General features: G+C 58.1%; 22 protein-coding genes. 6 read left to right on the top strand and 16 right to left on the bottom strand.

Going from position 1 to position 19,843, the window contains the following annotated elements; translation table 11 throughout:
* Positions 1–39 precede the first annotated feature (39 nt).
* The 4 genes from QE432_RS23370 to QE432_RS23355 form a co-directional block, all read right to left on the bottom strand.
* Positions 40–1,419 carry an ATP-binding protein gene (locus tag QE432_RS23370; protein WP_080798043.1) on the bottom strand — a complete coding sequence of 460 codons (1,380 nt, stop codon included), beginning with the start codon at positions 1,417–1,419 and terminating at the stop codon, positions 40–42.
* Positions 1,420–1,449: 30 nt separating this feature from the next.
* Positions 1,450–2,163 (bottom strand): response regulator, encoded by a 714-nt coding sequence (locus QE432_RS23365; RefSeq protein WP_003513441.1) that lies wholly within the window; start codon positions 2,161–2,163, stop codon positions 1,450–1,452.
* Positions 2,164–2,165: 2 nt separating this feature from the next.
* The gene (locus QE432_RS23360; RefSeq protein WP_174002850.1) at positions 2,166–2,693 is read right to left on the bottom strand and encodes a MarR family winged helix-turn-helix transcriptional regulator; all 528 of its coding nucleotides are present in this window, start codon (positions 2,691–2,693) and stop codon (positions 2,166–2,168) included.
* Between the two features lie 202 nt (positions 2,694–2,895).
* Positions 2,896–3,495 (bottom strand): DUF1236 domain-containing protein, encoded by a 600-nt coding sequence (locus tag QE432_RS23355; protein WP_003513439.1) that lies wholly within the window; start codon positions 3,493–3,495, stop codon positions 2,896–2,898.
* A gap of 234 nt (positions 3,496–3,729) precedes the next feature.
* Between QE432_RS23355 and QE432_RS23350 the strand changes: the two genes are divergently transcribed.
* A complete protein-coding gene (locus QE432_RS23350) occupies positions 3,730–4,374 on the top strand; it encodes an MBL fold metallo-hydrolase (RefSeq protein WP_111783585.1) in 645 nt (214 codons plus the stop codon).
* Positions 4,375–4,466: 92 nt separating this feature from the next.
* On the opposite strand, the gene QE432_RS23345 is transcribed toward QE432_RS23350, so the two are convergent.
* The 4 genes from QE432_RS23345 to QE432_RS23330 form a co-directional block, all read right to left on the bottom strand.
* A complete protein-coding gene (locus tag QE432_RS23345; RefSeq protein WP_003494703.1) occupies positions 4,467–4,682 on the bottom strand; it encodes a cold-shock protein in 216 nt (71 codons plus the stop codon).
* A 443-nt stretch (positions 4,683–5,125) separates the two neighbouring features.
* A complete protein-coding gene (locus QE432_RS23340) occupies positions 5,126–6,028 on the bottom strand; it encodes a DMT family transporter (RefSeq protein WP_111783584.1) in 903 nt (300 codons plus the stop codon).
* A 141-nt stretch (positions 6,029–6,169) separates the two neighbouring features.
* The gene (locus QE432_RS23335) at positions 6,170–6,481 is read right to left on the bottom strand and encodes a hypothetical protein (RefSeq protein WP_083211489.1); all 312 of its coding nucleotides are present in this window, start codon (positions 6,479–6,481) and stop codon (positions 6,170–6,172) included.
* 145 nt (positions 6,482–6,626) lie between these two features.
* Entirely contained in the window at positions 6,627–7,556 is a 930-nt protein-coding gene (locus tag QE432_RS23330) for an EAL domain-containing protein (RefSeq protein ID WP_035198647.1), read from the bottom strand.
* A gap of 209 nt (positions 7,557–7,765) precedes the next feature.
* Between QE432_RS23330 and QE432_RS23325 the strand changes: the two genes are divergently transcribed.
* Positions 7,766–8,968 (top strand): pyridoxal phosphate-dependent aminotransferase, encoded by a 1,203-nt coding sequence (locus tag QE432_RS23325; RefSeq protein ID WP_003513431.1) that lies wholly within the window; start codon positions 7,766–7,768, stop codon positions 8,966–8,968.
* A 59-nt stretch (positions 8,969–9,027) separates the two neighbouring features.
* Here the strand turns inward: QE432_RS23325 and QE432_RS23320 are convergent, their stop codons facing one another.
* Positions 9,028–10,134 carry a calcium:proton antiporter gene (locus QE432_RS23320; protein WP_306625880.1) on the bottom strand — a complete coding sequence of 369 codons (1,107 nt, stop codon included), beginning with the start codon at positions 10,132–10,134 and terminating at the stop codon, positions 9,028–9,030.
* A gap of 197 nt (positions 10,135–10,331) precedes the next feature.
* On the opposite strand from QE432_RS23320, the gene QE432_RS23315 reads away from it, so the two are divergent.
* Positions 10,332–10,598, top strand: coding sequence for a DUF2188 domain-containing protein (locus QE432_RS23315; RefSeq protein ID WP_003513427.1), 267 nt, complete (start codon positions 10,332–10,334; stop codon positions 10,596–10,598).
* Between the two features lie 109 nt (positions 10,599–10,707).
* On the opposite strand, the gene QE432_RS23310 is transcribed toward QE432_RS23315, so the two are convergent.
* A complete protein-coding gene (locus QE432_RS23310; RefSeq protein ID WP_306625878.1) occupies positions 10,708–11,679 on the bottom strand; it encodes a LysR family transcriptional regulator in 972 nt (323 codons plus the stop codon).
* Positions 11,680–11,742: 63 nt separating this feature from the next.
* Between QE432_RS23310 and QE432_RS23305 the strand changes: the two genes are divergently transcribed.
* Together QE432_RS23305 and QE432_RS23300 are read left to right on the top strand one after the other, a co-directional pair.
* Entirely contained in the window at positions 11,743–12,780 is a 1,038-nt protein-coding gene (locus QE432_RS23305) for an NAD-dependent epimerase/dehydratase family protein (RefSeq protein ID WP_306625876.1), read from the top strand.
* Positions 12,780–13,169, top strand: coding sequence for a DUF6220 domain-containing protein (locus tag QE432_RS23300; protein ID WP_013636569.1), 390 nt, complete (start codon positions 12,780–12,782; stop codon positions 13,167–13,169). The genes QE432_RS23305 and QE432_RS23300 overlap by 1 nt, the downstream gene beginning before the upstream one ends.
* A 56-nt stretch (positions 13,170–13,225) precedes the next feature.
* On the opposite strand, the gene QE432_RS23295 is transcribed toward QE432_RS23300, so the two are convergent.
* From QE432_RS23295 to trxB, 4 genes are all read right to left on the bottom strand, one after another.
* The gene (locus tag QE432_RS23295; protein ID WP_113157334.1) at positions 13,226–14,338 is read right to left on the bottom strand and encodes an alkene reductase; all 1,113 of its coding nucleotides are present in this window, start codon (positions 14,336–14,338) and stop codon (positions 13,226–13,228) included.
* A 127-nt stretch (positions 14,339–14,465) separates the two neighbouring features.
* Entirely contained in the window at positions 14,466–14,756 is a 291-nt protein-coding gene (locus QE432_RS23290; RefSeq protein WP_003513408.1) for an ArsR/SmtB family transcription factor, read from the bottom strand.
* Positions 14,757–15,354: 598 nt separating this feature from the next.
* Positions 15,355–16,251 carry a LysR family transcriptional regulator VtlR gene (locus QE432_RS23285; protein WP_003513405.1) on the bottom strand — a complete coding sequence of 299 codons (897 nt, stop codon included), beginning with the start codon at positions 16,249–16,251 and terminating at the stop codon, positions 15,355–15,357.
* A gap of 24 nt (positions 16,252–16,275) precedes the next feature.
* Complete coding sequence (gene trxB, locus QE432_RS23280; RefSeq protein WP_003513403.1) at positions 16,276–17,250, bottom strand: thioredoxin-disulfide reductase; 975 nt, start codon at positions 17,248–17,250, stop codon at positions 16,276–16,278.
* A 254-nt stretch (positions 17,251–17,504) separates the two neighbouring features.
* Here trxB and QE432_RS23275 point away from each other — a divergent pair, with 254 nt between their 5' ends.
* Positions 17,505–17,972, top strand: coding sequence for an Lrp/AsnC family transcriptional regulator (locus QE432_RS23275; protein ID WP_003513401.1), 468 nt, complete (start codon positions 17,505–17,507; stop codon positions 17,970–17,972).
* Between the two features lie 31 nt (positions 17,973–18,003).
* On the opposite strand, the gene QE432_RS23270 is transcribed toward QE432_RS23275, so the two are convergent.
* Together QE432_RS23270 and greA are read right to left on the bottom strand one after the other, a co-directional pair.
* Complete coding sequence (locus QE432_RS23270) at positions 18,004–19,059, bottom strand: glycosyltransferase family 4 protein (protein WP_111796067.1); 1,056 nt, start codon at positions 19,057–19,059, stop codon at positions 18,004–18,006.
* Between the two features lie 91 nt (positions 19,060–19,150).
* A complete protein-coding gene (gene greA, locus QE432_RS23265) occupies positions 19,151–19,627 on the bottom strand; it encodes a transcription elongation factor GreA (protein ID WP_003513396.1) in 477 nt (158 codons plus the stop codon).
* Between the last annotated feature and the right edge of the window lie 216 nt (positions 19,628–19,843).

Here is a 19,843-nt window from a genome sequence, read left to right as displayed (position 1 = left end):
GAAGCGGGCGAGCCGCATCACATTTTTCTCTCCGCTGCTCTACGCCGGAATTTTGACGATTACCCGCAATCCGCCCATCGGGCTGTCGTCCAGCGATACGTCACCGCCATGGCTGCGGGCGATGTCTCGGACGATGGAGAGGCCGAGCCCGGTGCCAGAGGCGTTGAGGTTGCGTGCCTCGTCCAGCCGGAAGAACGGCTTGAAGACATCCTCCCTTGACGCTTCCGGAATACCCGGCCCGTCATCATCAAACGTCATGATGATGGAGCGTGGAGCCTTGCGGATGTCGATATGGAGCTTGCTGGCATAGCGCCGGGCATTCTCCGCGAGATTGGCGACGAGGCGGGAGAGGGCATTCGGGCGCGCGATGATCTGGTCGATATTATAAAGCTCGTAGCTGAATTTCTTGCCGTGCAGCTCGAAATCATAGTCGATTTTTTCCAGAAGTGCCGGAAGCTCAAGCGTGCCGACATCCTCCTCGACATCGGTGCGGGCAAAGGTGAGGTAGGCCTCCAGCATCGACTGCATATCCTCGACATCCTTGTCCAACCCTTCCAGATCAGGATTGTCGCCGGCAAGCGCGAGTTGCAGCTTGAAACGGGTGAGGATGGTGCGCAGGTCGTGGCTGACACCGTTCAGCATGGCAGTGCGCTGTTCCATCTGCCGCTCGATGCGTTCGCGCATCAATATGAAGGCAAGTCCCGCCCGCCGCACCTCGTCTGCGCCGCGTGGGGAATAGGCGCTGATCTTCTGGCCCCTGCCGAAATTTTCGGCCGCCTTGGCAAGCGCTTCGATAGGCTTGATCTGCCCGCGCAGGAACAGGATGGAAATGGCGATCAGAACCAGCGATGCACCGACCATCCAGACAAGGAAGATATGCGTGTTGGAGGCATAAGCGGCGCTGCGGCTGGTAAAGACGCGGAGCGTCTTGTCTTCGAGCTGGACACGTATTTCAACCAGGGAACCGTTGCCATAAGTATCGATCCAGAATGGCCGGCCGATTTGCTGGGTCAGCTGATTGGCGAGGATCGTATCCAGAATGGAAAACAACGGTTCTGGTCTCGGGGCCGGCAAATCGGCCTTCGGCTCGATGTAGATGCTGAGACCCAGCTTCTCGCGAGCGATGCGGATGACGCGCTGATAGTCGTCTTCTTCCTCATCAGTTTGCAGAAGCTCGATGATCGCTGCGATATCGCGCGTTACGGCGGAGGAAAGGCGCTCGGTAACCAGCTGCCAGTGACGCTCCATGAAAACGGCCGCGACAACGCCCTGAAGCAGGATCATCGGCAGGATGATGATCAGCAGCGAGCGTGTATAAAGCCCGGTGGGCAGCCAGTGGCGAAGCCATCTGGCAAATGCGCGCCAGGTCTTCGCTACGCCGCTATTCCTGACAGTGATTAGAAAATCGAGGCTCGCCATGGCTGTGCGCCCGCCTTTCGTTTGTCCTTGTCAATCCACGCTCAGGCGGTAGCCGATGCCACGCACCGTTTGCAGATAGACCGGGTTGGCAGGGTCGTCCTCGATCTTGCGGCGAAGGCGGTTGATCTGCACATCGATTGTTCTTTCGCCCACTTCGGATTCCGCCTCGACCAGCTCGTGCCGTGGAATGGTATCGCCGGCGCGAAGCGCAAAGAGCAGCATGATCTCCTGTTCGCGATCCGTCAGGCGGATCGTTTCAGCGCCGCGCCGCAATTCCTTCCTGGGGATAGAGAAGCTGTAGGGGCCGAACATGATCTGTTCGATCTTGGGCGTATCCGGCGAAGTGTTGCGTCGCAGGATGTTGTTGATACGAAGGACAAGTTCGCGCGGATCGAAAGGCTTCGCTAGATAATCATCCGCGCCGGCTTCCAGCCCAGCAATTCGCGAATCCGCCTCCGAGCGGGCGGTCAGGAGAATGACCGGCACGGATTTGTTCTCATTCAGCGAGCGGGTGAGCGAAAGCCCGTTTTCCCCCGGCATCATCACGTCGAGAATGAGAAGGTCGAAACGGATGCCTACCATCTTGCGCCGGGCTTCTGCCGCATCGGCTGCGACGGAGATGCGGTATCCCTTGTCGCCGAGGAAACGTTGCAGAAGATTGCGAATGCGGGCGTCGTCATCGACGATCAGAAGGTGGGCCGCATCGTCATCAGCGGGGGGGAGTTTTGTCGTTGCCGTGGCCATCGTCAGTCGCCTTCCCCCGGTGTCGGGCTGCGCATCTGCGCCAGAAACTTGCGAACGCAGGCGCGGGCGTCGGGTCCAAGCCCTTCCAGCGCACGGTCGATCCGGCGCGACTGCGGCTCGCTCAGCGCCAGCGCCAGTTCGCGCCCTGTCAGCGTCGGATAGAGCCTGCGCTGGCGGCGGTCTTCCGGGCCAGCCATCTGGCGGATATAACCGTCGTCGATCAATTGCTTGAGCACGCGGGCAAGGCTCTGCTTGGTGATCTGCAGGGTGTCGAGCAGATCCGCCACCGTCATGCCGGGCTGCCTGCTGACGAAATAGACCACCCGGTGATGCGCGCGCCCATATTCCAGTTTCGAAAGAATGACATCTGGATCGGAGACGAAATCGCGATACGCGAAGAACAGCGCCTCTATCGTATCGAAGTCGATCTTGCCGTCGTCAACCTTCGGGAGTGCCGGTGTCTGCTTGGCGGCTGCGGTTTTGAGCGATTGCGGTGGCACTGCGGTTCCTTCATATTCTGCGGCTGACATGCGTCGATGCGCCAATATTCTGTAAACATAGCCGAAAATGCGTCCGCTCGGGAGGATGCCGCGATCATTTTCTGTTGCGGTGGATAATATGCTGCGGGTGCCGGTGCAACTGGAATCCTGACTGACCTTTACCGTAAATAGAAAAGAGCGCGGAAAGCCCGCGCTCTTCATTGGTTTCATGCTGCCGGTATCGAGTTCGCGTCTACTGGTAGACGTAGACAATCCGGCGCGTCGATGGCTCCACCAGAACCGGCACGTCGTTTACCTGAACGTAGCGATACTGGTAATCAGGGATTTCCACGAGCCGGGTATCGGAGGGCAGGGTGCTGCCGACCGCTACCTCGCCATCAAAGGTGACAGTGTCCGCAGGGTGCTCGTCAATATAGGAGATGACTGTTTCGGGCGGATTGACTTCACCAACGCGGCCAAGGTTCGGATCGCCGGGGTTGGGTTCTGCCTGTACGCTCGAGGTCTTCTCGTAAGTCACGACCGGCACGCTGATATCGGAGCGGCGCTGTTCGAGAATGACGGGAGAGCCCTCATACATAACATTCAGATAATCTGCATGTGCCCAGCCGCGCAGGCCGTTGACTTCGATGCGGCACCAGCTGCTGCCGTCCATGCAGCCATCCAGAACCGCGTTGCTGCCACGGGTGGCAAGGCCAAGCTCGGGATAATCCTCGCCTGGGCCCGAGCGAACGGAAACGTCCGATGCTGTTGTGGCGACCATGGCGGCGTTTGCGTAACCGGCCATCAGGGCGAAAGCGCCGCCAGCCATGAGCATTTTAAGCGTCTTGTCCATGTGTCTCACTCCTTTAAAGACTGGACCTACAACGTCGCAGCCTTCAGGGCGTTCCACATTTTTCACAGATACCTCCCGTCTCGAGCGGGAAAATTTCCGATATCTAATTGGATTAACTCATAGTTTTTAGAAGTAGCAAGGTCACCGGAAACCGTTGCTTTTTCCTCCGCCATTGTGCCGGAACCGGCCGCAGGCTATAGGAGGCGGGATTTGTCAGACAGGGAGACACGGGATATGGGAAAGTTGCAGGCGGGCATTATTCCGGTCACGCCGTTCGAGCAGAACTGCACCATTCTCTTCGATGAGGATACGAAGGAAGGCGTTGTCGTCGATCCCGGTGGGGATGTGGATGTCATTCTTCAGGTGGTTTCCGAAAACGGCATCGCGCTCAAGGAAATCTGGCTGACGCACGGCCATCTCGACCATGCCGGCGGCGCCAAGGAACTGCGCGAGAAGCTTTCCCTGCCGGTGATCGGCCCGCATGAGGACGATCGGCCGCTGCTCGAGAGGATCGAGACCCAGGCCCAGAAATACGGCATCAGCGGTCTTCAGAACGTTTTGCCGGACAGGTGGCTGAATGAGGGCGACACGGTATCTTTCGGGGATCATGTCTTTGAAGTCTACCATTGCCCGGGTCACGCTCCAGGTCACGTCATCTATTATAATCGCGACCAGCAATTCGCCCATGTCGGCGATGTGCTGTTTGCGGGGTCGGTGGGGCGTACCGACCTGCCGGGCGGGAACCACGAGCAATTGATGGCGTCCATTCGCGACAAGCTGCTGCCGCTGGGTGATGATGTCGGATTTATCTGCGGCCATGGCCCCGGCGGGCGGCTTGGCGAGGAGCGGCGCACCAACCCCTATCTCAAGGGGATCTGAGTTTCCGGGCGCGTATTGGCGCCTCCGGATTGGGCATAAAAAAACCCGGCATTCCTGCCGGGCTTCAACTAGAAATGAAAGCCGTTTTAGGGTTAGCCAGCAATCTGCAGATTGACTGCCTTCGGGCCCTTGCCGCGACGATCCGGTTCCGTGTCGAAGCTCACTTTCTGATTTTCTGAAAGTCCGGACAGGCCGGAAGCCTGTACGGCAGAGATATGAACAAAGATATCAGCGCCACCATTGTCTGGCTTGATGAAGCCGAAGCCTTTGTCTGTGTTGAAGAATTTTACGGTGCCAGTTTCGGCCATGCATCAGGTCCTTTTCGCTCTGCCCGCGTTCAGCTACAGGCAGCATTACAGTTTTGCCCCGCGAGGGCGTTGGCAGGCAGCTCTTGACTATTGAGAAAAAGGACCTTCACAGCGGGAAGTAATGGCGTTCTCATCCAACGTTTTTCGTCCCACCGCCCGAGGTTTATAGCGTCCCCAGTGCGCAAATTTATAGGCCTTCCCATGCTCGCAAATTGCCCGAACCGCAGTAGATTGCTGCGTTTATGGAAAATTGGCAAGCAAAAGTTTTCACGGGCTTTTTGTCGGATAAAAACCTGCGGTAGAATTCCTGCGCGTAGTCGCACATTTTTTCCGCATATTTGATAATTGATGAAATAATTGCCGGTTGCCTTCGGTTTCCGGGCAAAATTTTGAATGCGGCGGTACGATTTTTCCTCGAAACAGAAAAATCAGTTCTTTCTGCGTTAGGCCGTTCCAACGACGGTTTTTTGCCGTTTACGCGTCAGTTCCGGCACCAGTTCGACGATCAATATAGCGGCGAAAATAATCACGCAGCCGATATAACCGGCGTTGGAAATGGTTTCCTTCAGGAAAATCGACGCCAGCAAGGCTCCGAAAAGTGCCTCTGAAGAGAGAAATATCGCAGCCTGCGGCGCGGTCGTATACCGCTGGGCGACGACCTGCAAAACGAAGGCGAGGCCGGAGGATACGAGGCCGACGTATAGAATTTCCGCCAGCGACCCTTCTATGGACGCCATGCTGATGGGTTCTACCGCAAGGCCGATCATGCAACTCAAGAGAGAGCAAATCGCAAACTGAGTGCATGACAGCGCAAGCGGCCGTCCGCTTTCGGAAACGAAACGACCTGCAAGCGTAATCTGGATTGCCCAGAAGAAGGCGCAGATGATGCTGAGAATATCGCCCTGCGTCAGCGTCTCGAGTGCGCCGCCCGAGAGCAGGAATATTCCGCCCAGCATCATCAGGGCGCCGGGCCAGACGATCCAGTGGGGATGGCGCCGGTAAAGAACGACGGCGATCACGGGTACGAAGATGACGTAAAGTCCCGTCAGGAAGCTGGAATTCGTGACGGTTGTAGTCAAAAGCCCGACCTGCTGCGTCGTCGCGCCGCCGAACAGGGCGAGGCCCACAAGGATGAAGCCGCCGATTTCCCTGCGACGTGGCGGCGATTTTTTCGAGCGGTTTTCCATCAGGGCGAATGGCAGCACGGCGATGGCGGCAATGGCGAAGCGTAAACCGACGAACCAGAATGGCCCGATCGAGGCCATGGCGGATGATTGTGCGACGAAACCGCCTCCCCAGATCGCCGCGGCGAGCAGAAGCAGCATGTTGGCCTGAATACGCGTCATTAATGGCACCAGCACAGCAGGGGCCCGAAGATCATTCCGTCGCGGCCTTGGCATTTCGGGGATTTTTGAAACGTCGTTCTGACGACTTCCCCTGTGCTTTAGCAGCAACACGCCGATGCCGCAAGTCGAGGAGAGGGCGGCTTACTTGTGGCGGCGGGCCTCGTCCTTCAGGCTTCGCCGGGTGAGCGCGAGGCCGCCTATGCCGAGGCTTATGAAGGCTGCGGCGGAGAAGATAACCAGCAACAGGTGGCCGCCCGCCCGCGCGGTTGCCGTCACCTGCGGAATAGAGGATGTCTGCAGGGTGTCGATTGCCTGAGAGGCTGCATTGGCCGAGGTTGCGATCCCGGCGGCCATGGTGACGACGACAAGAAAGGCGGCAATGGCCATCCAGAGGGAAAACAGCGTTCTCTGCGCCCTTAACCGTTCAACTGATGTCCTGTCGTTGGTAAACATGGCGATCGCCTCTTGTCCCTGTTCTCAAAGGATAAAAGAGGCTTCGAAATGGACGGCTTGGAGACCGAATTCAGGCGTTCCGCAGTATTTATTGTGGCAATATCGTGGCAAAGCCGATTTCGAGACAATTTCGCTGTCAACGGCCTCAAAGGCCGCGTTTTCCGAAGGTTCGGGTCTGGCGCAGGGTATGCGGCTCGGCGAGGCGGTCTTCACGCGGGAATGCCGGTGTCGCAGTACTTCTGTCCGACCTTGGCGAGGGTGAAAAATATCCGCTGCCGAGTTCGGGAAAGCGAGCGTCGAAACTCGTCGGCGCTAGTTCGGGTTTTGCCAACACGTATCCCTGCATCAGCAGGACGCCGAGGTCCTCGCAGATATCCACCTGCCTGCCGGTTTCCAGTCCTTCGAACACCGGCTCTATCCCATCGTCGCGAAACTGGCTGACGATGACGCGCAGAAGGGCGGCGCCTGCCGAATTCTGCATGAAATCACGCACCCAGCCTGCCTCGAATTTCACATAGTCCGGCTTGATGAGTTTCACCCGGTCAATGTCGGAATCGCCCGCGCCATAATCGTCCAGCGCCACGCGAAAACCGATGTCATGCATATGATAGGCGAAGTCGGCGACCATCTGCGTATCGGAGACTTTTTTCTCGGAGATTTCGCAGACGATGCGGTCTGCCGTCATGCCGGCCTCGTGGGCGGTAAGGCGCATGCGCTCCACTTCCTGACGCATCTTGGCCGGGGTCTGGAACAGGCCCGGATGGAAGTTGACGAAGACGCGGGCGCGCGAACGATTGAGCCTGCCGGTATTGAGAATGTGGATCGTGCGCAGAATACTGTCGATATTCTCTATATCTTCAGGCGCCACCAGCGAGAAGAATTCACCCGGTGTCACAGGTTCGCCGTTGCGATGGGGGCGCACCAGACCCTCGAAGGAATCGATGTCGAGAGCGCCGTTCATCGTTCGGCGAAAGATGGGCTGCAGGGCTGATTTCAAGTTGAAGGTGCCATAGGCCGTGGACCATGTGCCATCGACCTCGCGGACAAGACTGGAAAAGATGCTTTTGGGCGCCATTTTTCAACCAGCTACAGAGACACGACCTCTAGCCGGAGAATATAGCGCATCAAGCGTTACTTCCGGGTTAAGGAAGGTTTAAATTCTTCCCCGTGTCACATATGCTGCTTTTGACCTTGAAAGAGCGCCTGTCTTTCGACATAGAAAATGCCGCAGAAGACAGGATTTTCCGCCTCTGCCGATGTCAACCACAACAGGACCGATTAAAAATGGCCTTCCTTGCCGACATTCTCTCCCGCGTAAAGCCATCCGCCACCATCGCTGTTACCCAGAAAGCCCGTGAGCTTAAAGCGAAGGGCCGCGATGTGATCAGCCTTGGCGCCGGCGAGCCGGATTTCGATACGCCCGAAAACATCAAGGAAGCCGCCATTGACGCCATAAAGCGCGGCGAAACGAAATACACGCCCGTTTCAGGTATTCCTGAACTGCGCAAGGCGATTGCCGACAAGTTCAAGCGCGAAAATGGTCTGGACTACAAGCCGGAGCAGACCATCGTCGGCACCGGTGGCAAGCAGATCCTTTTCAACGCCTTCATGGCCACCCTCAACCCGGGTGACGAAGTCGTCATTCCTGCACCTTACTGGGTCAGCTATCCGGAAATGGTGGCGATCTGCGGCGGTACGCCTGTCTTCGTCGACACGACGCTCGAAGACAATTTCAAGCTGAAGCCGGAAGCGCTGGAAAAGGCGATCACGCCGAAGACCAAGTGGTTCGTTTTCAACTCGCCGTCCAACCCTTCGGGCGCTGCCTATTCGCATGACGAGCTGAAGGCATTGACGGACGTGCTGGTCAAGCATCCGCACGTCTGGGTGCTGACTGATGACATGTACGAACACCTGACCTATGGCGACTTCAAATTCGTCACGCCGGTTGAGGTGGAGCCTTCGCTCTATGACCGCACGCTTACGATGAACGGCGTCTCCAAGGCCTATGCCATGACCGGCTGGCGTATCGGCTATGCAGCCGGCCCGCTGCCGCTCATCAAGGCCATGGATATGATCCAGGGCCAGCAGACCTCGGGCGCCAGCTCGATTGCTCAGTGGGCGGCTGTCGAAGCGCTGAACGGCACGCAGGATTTCATTCCGGCCAACAAGAAGATTTTTGAAGGCCGCCGCGATCTCGTCGTCTCCATGCTCAACCAGGCGAAAGGCATCAATTGCCCGGCTCCGGAAGGCGCATTCTATGTCTATCCGTCCTGCGCCGGCATGATCGGCAAGACCGCGCCGTCCGGCAAGGTCATCGAGTCGGATGTGGATTTCGTCTCCGAGCTTCTGGAAGCCGAAGGTGTTGCCGTTGTGCAGGGATCGGCGTTCGGCCTCGGCCCGAACTTCCGCATTTCCTACGCCACGTCGGAAGCACTGCTGGAAGAGGCCTGCAAGCGCATCCAGCGCTTCTGCGCCGATTGCCGCTGATCGGTCTAGGATATTGAATAACAAAGCCCGGCAGCGATGCCGGGCTTTTTTTGTTGCGGCTAAAGCCCGAGAAACAGCAGCATGATGAAGGTGGCGAAGAGGATGAAATGCGTCATTCCCTCGATCGCGTTGGTTTCACCGTCATTGAGGTTGATGGCGGCGGCGATGAGGGTGATGAAGACCATGACCGTCTGGACCGGCGTCATCGCCATGATGAACGGCTGACCGGTGTAGAGTGCGATGCCCTCCATCACAGGGACGGTGAGGATGACCGTCGAAAGCGATGCGCCCATGGCGATATTGACCACGGCCTGCATGCGGTTGCGCAATGCGGACCTGAGCGCGGTCAGGATTTCCGGTGATGCGGAGATCGTCGCGACCACGACGGCCATCAGTGCCGGTGGCGCGCTTGTGCCCTCGAGGCTCTGGCTTAGGAAGGCCGCCATGAATTCCGCCAGCACGCCGATCAGCACGACGCCCGCGATGATGAGACCGATGGAGAGGGGCACGCTGCCCTCTTCCTCGTCCTCCGTGTGATCGCCGGATGGATGACCGCTGGGATGAGCCTTGCGGGGATAGGCGTAGCTGAAGAAATAGCTGTGCGGACCAACCTGCATTTTCAGGAACAGCGCATAAAGCGCGATCATTGCGACGATGGTGAAGGCGGAATAGACGTGCCAGCTTTCCTTGGGGATGAATTCCGGCACGATCATCGAGATGCCCATGGCAGTCAGGATCATGACGCCGTACGTCTTGCCTGAATCGTCATTGTAGGGCTGCTCGCCGTGGCGAAGGCCTCCCAGCAGGGCGGCCAGTCCCAGAATGCCGTTGATGTCGATCATCACGGCGGAATAGATCGTGTCACGCACGAGCGTCGGCGAATTGGATTCGCTCATGATGATGGCAAGGATCAGCACTTCCACCGCCACGGCAGACAGCGTCAGGATCATCGTGCCATAGGGGTCGCCGACCTTGGTGGCGAGGATTTCGGCGTGGTGGGCAACCCGCATCGACACCAGAACGATCATCCCGATCAGGGCGATCGCGGCAATCAGCGACGCCGTTTTGCCGGCCTCGAATATCGCATGTTCGGCCATATAGGCGACGGCTGCCACCGGTATTGCCAGCAGCAACATGCGCTCCTGCTTTAAAATAGAACCCGCCATCGATTTCCCTTCCCCTGAGAGTGTGAGGCTGTGACGTATCGTCGTTAAGATCAAGCAGGATTTGCGCTTGAGTGCTTTTGGTAGGATAGTGGTACAGTCAAGGACATGCTGCTCATGCCGTGTTGTCCCCCGTTGGGTGCAATGCTTGAAGCGCGGTTGTGGTTGCGATGTCGCCTACTGAAACAGGAGGAACATGCATGACAAAAGTGGTATATGAAGTCGTGGAACATGACGGTGGCTTCGCCTACCGCATGAACGGCGCTTATTCCGAAACATTTCCTACCTATGCCGATGCCGTTGAGGCCGCGCGCATCGTTGCTGCCGAACAGCAGGTGGGCGGCGATGACGAGGAAATCAGCTATCAGGACGAACGCGGCCAGTGGCATGAGGAATATAGCCAGGGCGGCGACCGGCCGGAGGCGGAAGTGGTCGACAAGATTTCACCGCCGGCCAGACCGTTTTGATGGAGTGCGTCAACATTTCCGGTGAGAACAGCATCACCCTCCATGCTTCGCCGGTCTGTCTTGCGGATTTGCGGGCGCAAGGCCGTGCGGCATCGATGCTGTAATGGCGCTAGCGTCGTTGCGGCGGGGCGCCCGGATCGGTTTCCTTCAGGTGGGCCTTCAGGCCGTCGACAAGGGCGCTGAACACGGCACGGCATCGCGGCGAGGTCTTGAGATTTTCATGCATCGCGACCCATGCGTGCAGCGGGATGTCGGTTTTCGGAAGGACCTGGACAAGGCGCGGATCCTTGCGCGCCAGGCCGATCTGACAGACGCCGATGCCCGCGCTGGCGCGGATCATGGCAAGCTGGGCGAGGTTGCTGTTGGCGCGAATTTCGAAGGAAATTTCTTCGATATCGGGTATTTCCGGATCGAGCGAGCGCATGCGCTGGATCGCCGCCCTGATGAAAGGCGTCTTGCGGTCGAAACCGATCATACGGTGGTTGTTCAGTTCTTCCATGTTTTTCGGGATGCCGGCTCTTGCCAGATAGTCGCGTGTGGCATGAAATCCCAGACGGAAATTGCCGATATAGCGCATGACGATGGCATCCTGCTGCGGTTCGGTCATGCGGATGGCGATATCAGCCTCGCGCCGCAAAAGGTCTTCCAGCGTGTCGGAGAGTGAAAGTTCTATTTCAAGCCGGGGGTGAATCTCCTGCATGGCAGCGATGATCGGCGGCAGCATTTCAACGCCGATGATGTCCGATGCGCTGATACGCACGGTTCCTTCGATCTTGCCGACCTCGCCGGAGGCCGCCCGCATAAGGGCCGCAGCCGTCGCCGCCAGATTTTCCGCATACGGCCGGAGCGCCAGCGCCGCTTCCGTCGGCATCAGCCCGTGCGGCGAGCGGATGAACAGCGGAAAGCCGATGGCCTCTTCCAGCGCTCCGATATGGCGCCCAGCTGTCGGTTGGGTAATGCCGAGTTCGCGGGCGGCGGCGGAAAGCGAGCCGTCGCGCAGCACGCTGAGGAAGGTGCGGTAAAAATCCCAGCTGACATCGCGGCTTCTGATTATAAGATTTTGTATAGCGGCTCCACTCATTTGGACAATTTCGTATATCGCCTGATGGCCCGATACTCCAGCCCAGAAGAAGGAGTAATGGCAATGATATATGAAATTCACGCAAATACAGCAGAGAATAACCGGCCTCTGGCGCTGATTGTTGGGGCGAATGGTGGCGTCGGCAGCCATGTCTCGAAGATGTTGTTGCAGCGCGGCTGGCGGGTGCGGGCGATGACTCGCCGATCGGCACCAGTTGATGCCGTCGATGGCGTCGAGCGCGTGATTGGTGATGCCATGAACCGGGAGGATGTGGTGAAGGCGGCAAAAGGCGCCGGGCTCATCGTCCATGCGGTCAATCCTCCGGGATATCGCAACTGGGACAGCCAAGTGCTGCCGATGCTCGACAATACCATTGCCGCTGCCGAGGCCTGCGGGGCAAGGATCGTGTTTCCAGGCAGCATCTATAATTTTGGCCCGGATGCCTTTCCGCTTCTGACGGAGGACAGTCCGCAAAAGCCTTTCACCCGCAAGGGCGGCTTGCGCGTTGAAATGGAGCGGCGTTTGAAAATGGCGTCGATGCGCGGCGTGCCGGTCCTGATCGTCCGCACCGGTGATTTCTTTGGTCCTGACGCGAAGAACAACTGGTTTTCGCAGATGCTGGTGCGACCGGGCAAGCCGGTTCGCAGTGTTCAGAATCCAGCAGTACCGAATGCCGGGCATCAATGGGCCTATCTGCCGGATGTTGCGGAGATAATCGGACGGCTGCTCGATCGCTCGGACGAGCTTCAGACGTTTGCCGTCTACCACATGGAGGGTGTCTGGGATTTCGACGGGCTGCAACTGGTTGGGGCCATCGAGCGGGCCGTCGGCCATCCGGTCAAGATGCGGCGGCTTTCGTGGTTAGCCGTTGGGCTGGCTGCACCGTTCGTTCCCCTGTTCCGCGAAGTCATGGAAATGAAATATCTGTGGCAGATGCCGATCCGGATGAGCAACCGCAAGCTTGTCGAATTCCTCGGCGCGGAACCGCGAACGCCGATCGATGCGGCGGTATCGACAACATTGGCGAGCCTTGGGTGTCTCGCCGAGGTGCAGCAACCGGCGGGCCTTCATCATGCGACCGATGCCGGAGGTAGGGTGTGATGGTTACAGTGGCTAATGGATTTTCCCGGCGGCGCCGTATGTTCGCCGTGATTTCGGCAGGCGTGCCGGTGTTGATTTTCGCGCAGGTGCTGCTGGCAGGGCTGTCGATCTATTATGACGGATCGCTGCTTGTGGTTCACAAAGGGCTTGGCATGCTGATCGCCGTTCCCATTGTATCTCTAGTCGTGCTCGCCCTTCGTCATGATGACCTCCGGCCAAACCTTGGGCGCGCGCTCGTGCTGCTCGCTCTCTACTGCCTTCAGGTGGCGTTGATGAGCATTGGTCGGGAAACGGGCAGTGGCTTTCTGCAGGCGCTGCATGTGGCCAACGCCTTCGTAATGGGCGCATTTTCAGACTTTGCTGCGCGGCAGACGCGAGGCCTGTCCTAAAACGGCAAAACGCCGCAACGCTGTGGAGCGGTGCGGCGTTTCAAGTTTAGCACTGATCAGCCAAGAGCCGGGTAGTCGGTATAGCCTTCAGCCCCGCCACCATAGAAGGTCGGCTGGTTCGGCTCGTTCAGCGGCGCGTTGTCCTTGAGACGGCGCACCAGATCCGGGTTGGCGATGAAGGCCTTGCCGAAGGCCACGGCATCAACCTTGCCGCTTTCCACCGCCTCGATGGCGCTCTCACGGTCGTAGCCATTGTTGGCGATCCACAGGCCCTTGCCGCTTGCATTGCGATAGGCGGCCTTGAAGGCTGCGTAATCGAAGGGCTTGTCGCCCTGCTTGAAGTCGCGCGGACCACCGGTCGCACCTTCAACAACATGGATGAAGGCGAGATTGCGTTTGCCGAGTTCTTCCGCAACGTAATTATAGAGTGGCTGCGGGTCGGCCTCGAAAATGTCGTTGGCGGGCGTGACGGGGGACAGGCGAATGCCGGTGCGGCCTGCGCCAATCTCTTCCGCAACCGCATCGACGACTTCGAGAAGGAAGCGGGCGCGGTTTTCGATCGAGCCGCCATATTCGTCGGTGCGCTGGTTGGTGCTGGATTTCAGGAACTGCTCGATCAGATAACCGTTGGCGGCATGGATTTCGACACCGTCGAAACCGGCCTCAAGTGCGGCGCGCGCGCCGGTCCGGTAATCTTCAAGGATAAGACCGATATCGTCGATGGTCAGTGCGCGTGGCTCGGAGGTTTCCGCAAACGCGCCGGTGCCGTCATCATTGATGATATAGGTCTTGGACTTGGCGATAATCGCGGAAGGGGCGACCGGCTGTCCGCCATGCGGCTGGAGCGAGGTGTGGGAAATGCGTCCCACGTGCCAAATCTGCGCGACGATCTTGCCGCCGGCGACATGCACGCCATCCGTGATCTTTTTCCAGCCCTCAACCGCTTCCTTCTTATAGAGGCCCGGAACATCCGCGTAACCCTGACCTTGCTGGGAAATCGGCGTGCCTTCGGTCACGATCAGCCCGGCTGTTGCGCGCTGCTCGTAATAGGTGGCGTTGAGATTATTGGGAATTGCCCCCGGCGAGCGGTTGCGGGTGAGGGGAGCCATGACGATACGGTTGGCGAGTGCGATATCGCCGGCCTGTGCCGGTTCGAAAAGACTTGTCATGCGACTTCACTTTCTGGTCGGTTGGCGAAATTGCGCGGCTGGCGCGCTTTCCTAATGTATGGGCATCGGAGAGAAAACCGCCTTGCAGTTTCCGGTCCGACGCCCCGGTCTTATAAGCTTGGGAGGCTCAAAGATTGGCTTGCAGATAATTGCGGAAGGCGTCGATGGTTTCCTCGTTGCGTTCGAAAAACACCCATTGCCCAACTTTCTTTGACCTTATCAGGCCAGCTGCCTGCAAAACCGCCAGATGTGAGGAGACCGTCGATTGCGACAGGCCGCTGATCTGGAACTGATTGGCGCATACGCCCATGCTGAGCGGATGGTCCTGACAGAAGTGACTTTCAGGGCTCTTCAGCCACTCGAGGAACTTCAGCCTTGCGGGGTGTGAAAGGGCTTTGAGGATTTCCTCCGGGTTCATCTGCGTTTCTCTAATATCTGACATGTTCGATATTTATATCGATAGTTTCCGATATACAATTCACGTCTCTGTGAGGTAGTCACCCGGGCCGAGAACAGCGCGCAAAAAAATGGCCGCCGGATTTCTCCGCGGCCAATGAGTTTGAAGGTTAAAACCTCCAGAGGGGAACAGCTGTCGCGTGCATAGGCAGGCGTGACAGCTGATTGAAATATGGGAGTGGCAAGAATGCAAAACAAGGTTGCATCATGCGATATTTCGCCAAATTGGAGAAAATTCTTGCGGGTAAAAAAAGAGGGCCGCCGGATAAATCCAGGGCCCTTTAAGTGTGAAGGTCAAAAACCTCCAGAGGGGAACAGCTGATGCGGTGGAACTGGGAGGAAAAGCCACCGTGTGCATCAACTGAGAGCGATATGGTGCTTTTTTGTGCACGAAACAACTCTTTTTTGTGCAGGTCAGGCATGCGTGCGATGCAGGTCTGGATATTTCCGGTATAATTTATGTGCAAAGCTGAAGTGCGGCGCGTCTGGCGCGCCGCCATCTTGGGAAGGCCAACTCCATGAATTAGTATGATATTTTGTGGCGCTGGCCTATTTAAACGTCAGAAGTTCCAGTTCCGTGCCTTGGCAACGACGAAGTCGCGGAAGGCTTTCAGTTTTGCAGCGTTTTTCATCTCGTCCGGGTAACAGAAGTAGGTGTCGAACGAGGGAATATCGGCGGCAAGCGACAACTGAATCAATCCCGGATCGCGCCCGACGATGTAATCCGGCAAACAGGCGATACCTATTCCCAGCAGGCAGGCGCGCTTGATCGAGGTCTGGCTGTTGATCTGAAGATGCGGAATGCGGGTGTTGTCCGACGAGCGTCCCGCATTTTCCAGCCAGTTGACATCAAGCAGATAGTTGGGTGCCGGTTCGCCGAAGGAGATGATGCGGTGGTTGTCCAGATCCTCGATCGACTGCGGCTCGCCGTGGCGGTTGATGTAGGATGGCGCCGCATAGACGTGCATGTGCACCGTGAACAGCTTGCGCTGGATAAGGTCGGACTGTTGCGGCTGGCGCAGGCGGATGGCGCAATCGGCGTGGCGCATGTTCACATCCAGCTCCTCATTGTCGAGGATGAGCTGGATCGACATTTCCGGATAGAGCTGCAGGAATTCCTGCACCTTGTCCGTCAGCCAGCCCTGGCCGAGACCAACCGTCGTCGTCACGCGCAGCTTGCCGCTCGGCTTCTCCGTCGTTTCGGTCAGTTGCATCTTGACGGTTTCGAGCTTCAGCAACACGTCATGGGCGGTGCGATACAGCAGTTCGCCCTGCTCGGTGAGGATAAGACCTCTGGCGTGGCGGTGAAACAGCTTCACGCCAACATCCTGTTCCAGCGCGCTGACCTGGCGGCTGATGGCCGACTGGGACAAATGCAGCTTGTCGGCAGCGTGGGTAAAAGACCCCGCTTCGGCTGCGGCATGAAAAATGCGCAGTTTATCCCAGTCCAATGGCATTGCCATGCCTATCCTGCCTTTCGGTTATTCGGCTGCTACCGCAAGCGGCTGCTGCGCGGTGAGGTACCGTTCTGCTTCAAGGGCGGCCATACAGCCCATACCGGCGGCGGTGATGGCCTGACGGTATATATCGTCGGTAACGTCGCCGGCGGCGAAAATACCTTCCACGTCGGTAGCGGTGGAATCGGGCGCGGTCCACATGTAGCCATTGTCCTTGAGCTTCACCTTGCCCTTGAACAGTTCGACGGCCGGCGCGTGGCCGATGGCGACGAAGACGCCGTCGATGGGCGTATCGCTGATCACACCGGTCTTGGTGTCACGCAGTCGCACACCCGAAACAGAGGGTGGCATTGGTGGCTTGGCGGGAGCGCCGGTGATTTCGGCGATTTCCGTGTTCCACAGAATCTTGACGTTTTCCTTGGCGAAGAGCCGTTCCTGAAGGATTTTCTCCGAGCGGAAACTGTCGCGGCGGTGCACGACGGTTACGGACTTGGCGATATGGGCGAGATAGAGCGCTTCCTCCACGGCAGAGTTGCCGCCGCCGACCACGATCACATCCTTGTTGCGATAGAAGAAACCGTCGCAGGTGGCGCAGGCGGAAACGCCAAAGCCCTGAAAGTGCTGCTCACTCTCGATACCGAGCCACTTGGCCTTTGCGCCTGTTGCGATGATCAGCGTGTCGGCGGTCCAGACCTGACCGGAATCGGTCTTGACCACGAAGGGGCGCGTGTTGGTTTCGACTTCGGTCACGAGGTCACTGACGATTTCCGCACCCACATGCGTCGCCTGCTTCAGCATCTGGTCCATCAGCCAGGGGCCCTGGATCGGATCGGCAAAGCCCGGATAGTTTTCGACGTCGGTGGTGATCATCAGCTGGCCACCCTGTTCCATGCCGGCAATCAGCACGGGTTTCAGCATTGCGCGGGCCGCGTAGATCGCCGCGGTATAACCGGCGGGACCAGAGCCAATGATCAATACCTTGGTATGGCGGGCAGACATGGAAACAATCCTTTTTAAAGTAGCGGGGCCTTTCGGCAGCAGAACATTCCAGCCGCAGCACGGTGGACAGGCCGCAACCCCTTCGTTGCCCGGTATTTAAGGTTGTCTAGTGCCTTTATTCAAGGGCAGCCTTGCGTTACCAACAAGGCAGTTGTGGATGCGCGCGCAATTTTGTGACCGGCCGGCGGCATATTGTTGCGAATCCTGCGCCTGGTAGTACAAGGAAGTTCTCCGGCTTAACGAGGAACCTCTCCGTGACCAGCGTCGAACTCGATGCCATCGATCTGAAAATCCTGCGCGAATTGCAGCGCGACGGGCGCATGACCAACGTGGAACTGGCCGAACGGGTCGGTATTTCCGCGCCGCCGTGCCTCAGGCGCGTCCGCAAGCTGGAAGAAGCCGACGTGATCGAGGGTTATCACGCCATGTTGAACGCGCCGAAGCTCGGTTTCGATCTCGTTGCCTTCTGCATGGTCGGCCTCAAGCGCCAGTCAGACAGCAATCTGAAAGCCTTTGCAGCGGCGACGGCCGGATGGTCGCTGGTGCGCCAGGCCTGGATGGTATCCGGCGAAAGCGATTTCCTTCTGCATTGCATCGCCAGAAACCTGACCGAGTTTCAGGATTTCGTCATCGAGGTTCTGACAGCGGACGAAAACGTCGACACCGTGCGCACCATGCTCACCATCCGTCAGGTCAAGCGCGTCGGTCTGGTGGAAATCTGATCGCCGGACCTTTGAGTGATTGCGCCGGCGCTTACCCGCGCCGCAACGCGTCATAGATCGTGCCGAGGCTTGTCGCCTCTTTTTCCAGCGGAAATGCAGTGCGCACATGCGAAAGTCCGGCACGGGCATGGTCCCTGGCGAGAGCAGGATCGGCAAGATAGGTTTTAATGGCATCCCGCAGGGACGCGTAGTCGCCGGCCTCAACGACCATGCCGGTCTCGCCCTTGACGATCATTTCCTCATAAGCGCCGGCATTGCTGGCAACGACAGCCGTCTCGGACGCCATGGCTTCCAGTGGTGTCAGGCCAAAGCCCTCGTTGCGTGACGGTGCGACATAGAGGGTTAGCCGCCGATACCAGGGCTTGATGTCGTCCACCTCGCCCTGAAACGCGATGCGGTCCGCAAGACCGGCTGCTGCGACATCGGCCACGAGCTTGTCGGCGAAGGCCTTGTGCTCTGCGGTCACGCGGCCGGAGATGACGGCCGTCCATTCGGGATAGTCGGGCAGAAGTTCGATCATGGCGCGCACGAAAAGGTCTGTTCCCTTCTGGTGGCGCACCCGTCCGAAACATCCGATGAGAAATTGCCCCGGCAGGCCGGTCGAAGCGATCGTATCCTCCGGGCCGGTTGCGGGATGAAACAGCTCGGTATCGACGCCATGCATGACGACGCTGTGTGGTACTTCCAGAAACGAGCCTGAGCGGCCGCTTGTCGCGACGACCGCATCCATTTTTGAAATCAGAAAGCGGGTATAGGCGGAATGTCGCCTTTGCGCCGCGGAGGTGAACATCAGCTTCACCTTCATGCGCAGCACGTCACGCATGAGAATGCCCGGCAACATTTCGAGATTGCGGCGGGCGTGCCAGATGCGCGGACCGCTGAGCGGGCCGTTTTGCCAGAGCCGCCACAGATCACGGAAGCGCACATGTGGCAGATGCTGCGGCAGGCCCGGGCCGATGACGCCCACTTTCTGACCCAGCCGGTTTTGTACCGGAATAAGCTGGACGATGGTGGAGGTAACGCCGGAGAGCCTGCGCTTGAAGTTCGGCGCAAGCACCTGCACATCTTTCAGACTGGCGTGGGACAAGATGGGCTTCCGTCTTTGCGGCTAAGGCAGGATGTTCAGTTCAGGATATCAATGCAATGCGCCCGAGGGGCGCATTGCATGAAAGGGCAGATCAGCCCCACTGTACGGCGAGAATCTCGTAACCCTTGGCGCCGCCCGGTGCGTTGACTTCGATGCTGTCACCGACTTCCTTGCCGATGAGGGCGCGGGCGATGGGCGAGGAAATGGAAATGCGTCCAGCCTTCACATCGGCTTCCTGGTCGCCAACGATCTGATAGATTCTCTCCTCGTCGCTATCCTCGTCGATCAGCTTGACGGTGGCGCCGAACTTGATCTTGGAACCGGACATCTTGGAAAGGTCGATGACTTCCGCGCGTGCGGTCAAGTCTTCGAGTTCAGTGATGCGGCCTTCGTTATGGCTCTGGGCTTCCTTGGCAGCGTGGTATTCGGCATTTTCCGAAAGGTCGCCATGGGCGCGCGCCTCCGCAATTGCCTCGATGATACGGGGGCGCTCCTCCTGCTGGCGAAAGCGCAGCTCCTCCTGCAGCTTGATGAATCCACCGTGCGTCATCGGTACTTTTTCTACCATTTTTTTATCCTTCGCAGTCCTGTCGCTTTACTTGCAGACACAAAAAGAAACAGGTTCCGGAGGGGAACTCCGGAACCATGCCAAAATCATAACTAAGCCGACTATATCAGAAGACGACAACGAAATGCCAGCAAATTTGAGACGGGCATTTTCTTGCATTCGTTCAGGGCTTTAACAGATGAGATTGACATTTTTCAATAGAACATATAGTGAACA

It is taken from the genome of Agrobacterium sp. SORGH_AS_0745 (assembly GCF_030818995.1).
Taxonomy (GTDB): domain Bacteria; phylum Pseudomonadota; class Alphaproteobacteria; order Rhizobiales; family Rhizobiaceae; genus Agrobacterium; species Agrobacterium tumefaciens.
This window is presented reverse-complemented; position numbering and strand designations above follow the sequence as displayed.

Bases quoted from the DNA above. Each gene is read 5' to 3' on its own strand.
- QE432_RS23370 (WP_080798043.1), bottom strand. From the start codon at position 1,419: ATGGCGAGCCTCGATTTTCTAATCACTGTCAGGAATAGCGGCGTAGCG.
- QE432_RS23365 (WP_003513441.1), bottom strand. From the start codon at position 2,163: ATGGCCACGGCAACGACAAAACTCCCCCCCGCTGATGACGATGCGGCC.
- QE432_RS23360 (WP_174002850.1), bottom strand. From the start codon at position 2,693: ATGTCAGCCGCAGAATATGAAGGAACCGCAGTGCCACCGCAATCGCTC.
- QE432_RS23355 (WP_003513439.1), bottom strand. From the start codon at position 3,495: ATGGACAAGACGCTTAAAATGCTCATGGCTGGCGGCGCTTTCGCCCTG.
- QE432_RS23350 (WP_111783585.1), top strand. From the start codon at position 3,730: ATGGGAAAGTTGCAGGCGGGCATTATTCCGGTCACGCCGTTCGAGCAG.
- QE432_RS23345 (WP_003494703.1), bottom strand. From the start codon at position 4,682: ATGGCCGAAACTGGCACCGTAAAATTCTTCAACACAGACAAAGGCTTC.
- QE432_RS23340 (WP_111783584.1), bottom strand. From the start codon at position 6,028: ATGACGCGTATTCAGGCCAACATGCTGCTTCTGCTCGCCGCGGCGATC.
- QE432_RS23335 (WP_083211489.1), bottom strand. From the start codon at position 6,481: ATGTTTACCAACGACAGGACATCAGTTGAACGGTTAAGGGCGCAGAGA.
- QE432_RS23330 (WP_035198647.1), bottom strand. From the start codon at position 7,556: ATGGCGCCCAAAAGCATCTTTTCCAGTCTTGTCCGCGAGGTCGATGGC.
- QE432_RS23325 (WP_003513431.1), top strand. From the start codon at position 7,766: ATGGCCTTCCTTGCCGACATTCTCTCCCGCGTAAAGCCATCCGCCACC.
- QE432_RS23320 (WP_306625880.1), bottom strand. From the start codon at position 10,134: ATGGCGGGTTCTATTTTAAAGCAGGAGCGCATGTTGCTGCTGGCAATA.
- QE432_RS23315 (WP_003513427.1), top strand. From the start codon at position 10,332: ATGACAAAAGTGGTATATGAAGTCGTGGAACATGACGGTGGCTTCGCC.
- QE432_RS23310 (WP_306625878.1), bottom strand. From the start codon at position 11,679: ATGAGTGGAGCCGCTATACAAAATCTTATAATCAGAAGCCGCGATGTC.
- QE432_RS23305 (WP_306625876.1), top strand. From the start codon at position 11,743: ATGATATATGAAATTCACGCAAATACAGCAGAGAATAACCGGCCTCTG.
- QE432_RS23300 (WP_013636569.1), top strand. From the start codon at position 12,780: ATGGTTACAGTGGCTAATGGATTTTCCCGGCGGCGCCGTATGTTCGCC.
- QE432_RS23295 (WP_113157334.1), bottom strand. From the start codon at position 14,338: ATGACAAGTCTTTTCGAACCGGCACAGGCCGGCGATATCGCACTCGCC.
- QE432_RS23290 (WP_003513408.1), bottom strand. From the start codon at position 14,756: ATGAACCCGGAGGAAATCCTCAAAGCCCTTTCACACCCCGCAAGGCTG.
- QE432_RS23285 (WP_003513405.1), bottom strand. From the start codon at position 16,251: ATGCCATTGGACTGGGATAAACTGCGCATTTTTCATGCCGCAGCCGAA.
- trxB (WP_003513403.1), bottom strand. From the start codon at position 17,250: ATGTCTGCCCGCCATACCAAGGTATTGATCATTGGCTCTGGTCCCGCC.
- greA (WP_003513396.1), bottom strand. From the start codon at position 19,627: ATGGTAGAAAAAGTACCGATGACGCACGGTGGATTCATCAAGCTGCAG.